Annotated in this window: 5 protein-coding genes; all 5 read left to right on the top strand. The window is 33.3% G+C overall.

The annotated features are described in order from the left end of the window. Positions 1–839 precede the first annotated feature (839 nt). On the top strand, positions 840–1,295 hold the full coding sequence (locus tag FW757_RS22950) for a hypothetical protein (protein ID WP_182762553.1): 456 nt from the start codon (positions 840–842) through the stop codon (positions 1,293–1,295). Positions 1,296–1,592: 297 nt separating this feature from the next. After that, positions 1,593–1,973, top strand: coding sequence for a hypothetical protein (locus FW757_RS22945; protein ID WP_149982415.1), 381 nt, complete (start codon positions 1,593–1,595; stop codon positions 1,971–1,973). Positions 1,974–2,032: 59 nt separating this feature from the next. Then, a complete protein-coding gene (locus tag FW757_RS22940; RefSeq protein WP_446441768.1) occupies positions 2,033–2,410 on the top strand; it encodes a VOC family protein in 378 nt (125 codons plus the stop codon). Positions 2,411–2,685: 275 nt separating this feature from the next. After that, on the top strand, positions 2,686–3,099 hold the full coding sequence (locus tag FW757_RS22935) for a hypothetical protein (RefSeq protein ID WP_182768295.1): 414 nt from the start codon (positions 2,686–2,688) through the stop codon (positions 3,097–3,099). Positions 3,100–3,299: 200 nt separating this feature from the next. Beyond that, positions 3,300–3,536 carry a hypothetical protein gene (locus tag FW757_RS22930; protein ID WP_446441767.1) on the top strand — a complete coding sequence of 79 codons (237 nt, stop codon included), beginning with the start codon at positions 3,300–3,302 and terminating at the stop codon, positions 3,534–3,536. The last annotated feature ends 71 nt before the right edge of the window (positions 3,537–3,607 follow it).

The raw sequence follows: 3,607 nt of genomic DNA, 5'->3' as shown, positions 1-3,607 counted from the left end.
ACAGGCTGAACAGTTGCATCATTATTAGGTTGTTTAAAAAAAACACGATATTAGACAAAGTGACGGCCTAGCTTTGCCTAAAATTGCTTTCCAAGCAACTCAACTCTAAGTTCTGTAACTAACACTAACAGTGTGCAAAAAAATAATGATACGGTTACCCACGACGGGAGAGGTGCTAAATCTTCTGACCAAAATATATGCCTGTCCTTTTTATTTTGTCAAGATTACTCTCGCAATGCAAAATTATAAACATACTGGGCTGTTAAAATATGTTCCTAAGAAATCTACTCATTGGACTAACAATAGTGTTCGCTTGGTTGCCAACTACCTTTCTAATGATTATTGGTGGACTTTATTTCCTAACAAGTATTGTAACTATTTTCTTTGTACCACTTAGTCTTACTTTGCAATGGTTGTTACCACTGGTTGGGGGGATTTTGGGGTATTTAGCTCTAACTTCTTTAAGTTGGGGGTTGAATATAGCACTAAAAAAAAGATTAATATTTCTAATTTTAGGCGTAGTTTCTTTGCTCTATGTGTATTGGTTGAGCTGCAATTATCAAGGAGAAATTGTTAGCTTAAGTTTAAGCTGGTATAAATTATTTATAATTGGAGGTCCGCTATTTTTTAGTGTTATCCATATCCTCCTTCACCTTTTATGGTTGAAAAAATCAGCATAATTTTTTCTGGTATGTATGTTTTAGTACAAGCACAATAAACTCTAAACGTAACACCAATTCATAAAACGTGCAGATACCATTGCGTTAAGTAATCATGATTGGTGTCAATAAATATTCTAATATTTATATGTTTGAAATACTATTTTGGGGAAGGGAGTTATGAAAATTTTATTAAAACAAAACAAGTTAGCTAGTGTTAAGCTGTTTCATAGTTTTGTCACTAGAACGTTATTTTGTGGCATGTTTGCTTACTATCTTGTTGAAATCTCAAAAGCCGCATTTTTAACGCAACTTGGATATATCGCCTTGTTTTGTGCATTATCCTTGATAAGTGAATACTTTATGTCAAAGCCAAAAAAGTCAGTGGCCGTTGCGATTGATGGCGATGTTTTGATTGTATTGGGTGCACGTATAAGTATTACCGAGATCAGTGAAATTTTATATGTACAAACGAAAAGGTTTGAACATACAGTAAGGTTTCGTTTTAAAAATCAGACCTATCAAGATTTTGAATTAGCTTCTCCTGACTTAATTGAAGATCTACGCTTTTACAATTTTCTAGTTGAAAATCAATTACCAGTTAAGATGCTAGATAGTTGTGAGCGTGTTACTTAGTATCTCAACATAACAAATTGTTCAAGAGTTATTCTGCACGTGTTGCATTTTTACTATGCGTTGGGTTTAGTGGTTAAGGTGGTATGCAGACGCTTTGGTATTGCATGCCTCACACCTTAACAAGGTGTTGAGGCTGTAGAATTACTATTTTCTAAGAATAACAGCTTGTTTTATGGGTTCCATAATGCATTACCTAATGCTTTAAAAACGCTTAGAGTTAATTCAGAAGCTCGATTTTTTAATTGAATTTGGCTGTAGGAGTTACTCTACAGCCTTGTTTGGCATTCAAGGGGGAGTATGATTAAATTTAAAGTAGTTAGCATAATTACAGCAGCTATTGCATTCACTTTGTGTTTGGTTCTTATACTTATTCCGGAAGTATTATTTATGTTGTTTAATATTGATGAAAATAACTCTGCTTTCTTTATCGGTAGAAGGGCTGCAATGTTATTTCTCGGAATATCTGTGTTTAGTTGGTTTGGCCGAAATGCTGAGCATTCAGAATCTAGGCAGGCTATATGTTTGAGTCTTTCCGTTTCTATGTTTGCATTGGCTTTTCTTGGTAGTGTTGAATATTTACGTGGATTTGCTGGTATAGGTATTTTACTGGCAGTTATTACGGAGGCTAGTATTGCCTTGCTGTATTATAAAATATGGTTAAGTTGTAATAATGTCTAACAAGGTCTTAAACATAAATTTAGAATCCGAGTTGGACTTTCAAAAAACAGAGATTACTCATGGTTAACGTATATTTATTTACAGATGATTATGACCGACTATTTAATTTTTATCATAAGACTTTAAAATTTAAGGAGCTGGACTGTGTTCTAACCTTTCCTGAAAATGATAATGCCGGAATATGGCTATTAAATTCACACGGAAATCCTACCGGATTGAGCTATTTCGGCTATGAAGTAAAAACTAACTTTTTATCCTATTGCGATAGCCTTATTTCACTTGGCGTAAAATTTGAAATGGTTTGGAGTCAGCCAAGTGGATATGTAGCAAGGTTCTTTGATTCTGATGGAAATACGATTCAAATTACATCTGAATGCTTTGATGATACTAATGAGGTAGACACTAGTAAGTGGGTTTTCTTTAATACTATCAAATAATTGCATAAAATCGTAAATAAAAAAATGAGTTCTTAGCTCCATAAAAATCCTTAATTACTATAATGACGAACCAAGGAGAAACTAGTAAAAAATTGAATCAAAAGATTAATTTGATTATGGTTGCTCAGCAGTAAAATAAATTTAAACGAGTCATTTTTTAGGCTTGTTAGTTTCATTTATGTAGCCTTCACTTTTTAACTAGGTGGGGAAACTACTTTTTATGAGCTGTATTTATCTAAAATTTCTTCATAAATAATAGGGTTAATGGGATGTCAATGTACTCTCAAGAGTTTAAAACTGAGCTTAAAAAGTGTAATATTTTTAAAATTAAAAGTCCCAAAGGTGGGCACTATAACGACCGTTTTGAACTTAATGCTATTATTGAAGCAGAAAATGAAGCTCAGTTGTTAAATTATTTAGAACGTTTAGGCGTTTGTCATACAGTCCATAATGAAGAACCTAAACAATGGTGCCCACCGCCAATAGTATTAAATGGCACAAAAAAATGGATTGAATATACTGCCCAATGTGAATGTTTTGGCTATAAAACGTGTGTGCATATAGGAACTACCAACCTTACAATTGAGTTTAATTTTAATTCCGACAATCTCTATGAAGTATCAATTAATGATTTAAAAAGAGCTGTAGAATTTGAAAAGACATTAAAATTAAATGGCTTTGTCTCTTAAGGTAACCAAGCTTATCGATTAACGTTAAGTTACAAGAAAGAGGTCATCTTCTTAAAACTAACAACGTATACGGATTGTTCTTTCGCCATAGGAATTACTAATATTTCAGGTCGCGTCGGCGGAAAAATTATAAATTAACAAACCCATCTACTTCTATTTGTTTGTTGGGTCTAAAATGGTTTTCGTATTGAAGGTGTAAAATGCCTAGGCTAACTAATAAAATGCTTGATGAAATGCAGGAAAATGTAGTGGATTTTGAACTGATTTTTGGTATTGATAATCCCAATTACTTGCCATACTGGACTGCTTATATGAGAAATGACGAGCGCAGACAGTTCTTATTAAATGAAGGCTCAACATTTTTAGATTTTAATAAGGAAATGCTCGAACATGATTTTGATTGGTTGCAATGGGAAGCAACCACTGTAAGCGTCTAGCAAAATGCACCTGCCAGTAACTCGTCAAACCGATTAAACTATTTCTTAATTTCAATTAGGAGATAGCCATG

The sequence above is a fragment of the Pseudoalteromonas sp. 1181_04 genome (assembly GCF_052850545.1).
The sequence above is the reverse complement of the archived record's forward strand: the minus strand, read 5'-3'. Positions and strand labels throughout refer to the sequence as shown.

What these genes read in the sequence shown, in the direction of transcription:
- FW757_RS22940 (WP_446441768.1), top strand. Translation starts at nt 2,033, where the DNA reads ATGGTTAACGTATATTTATTTACAGATGATTATGACCGACTATTTAAT.
- FW757_RS22950 (WP_182762553.1), top strand. Translation starts at nt 840, where the DNA reads ATGAAAATTTTATTAAAACAAAACAAGTTAGCTAGTGTTAAGCTGTTT.
- FW757_RS22945 (WP_149982415.1), top strand. Translation starts at nt 1,593, where the DNA reads ATGATTAAATTTAAAGTAGTTAGCATAATTACAGCAGCTATTGCATTC.
- FW757_RS22935 (WP_182768295.1), top strand. Translation starts at nt 2,686, where the DNA reads ATGTACTCTCAAGAGTTTAAAACTGAGCTTAAAAAGTGTAATATTTTT.
- FW757_RS22930 (WP_446441767.1), top strand. Translation starts at nt 3,300, where the DNA reads ATGCCTAGGCTAACTAATAAAATGCTTGATGAAATGCAGGAAAATGTA.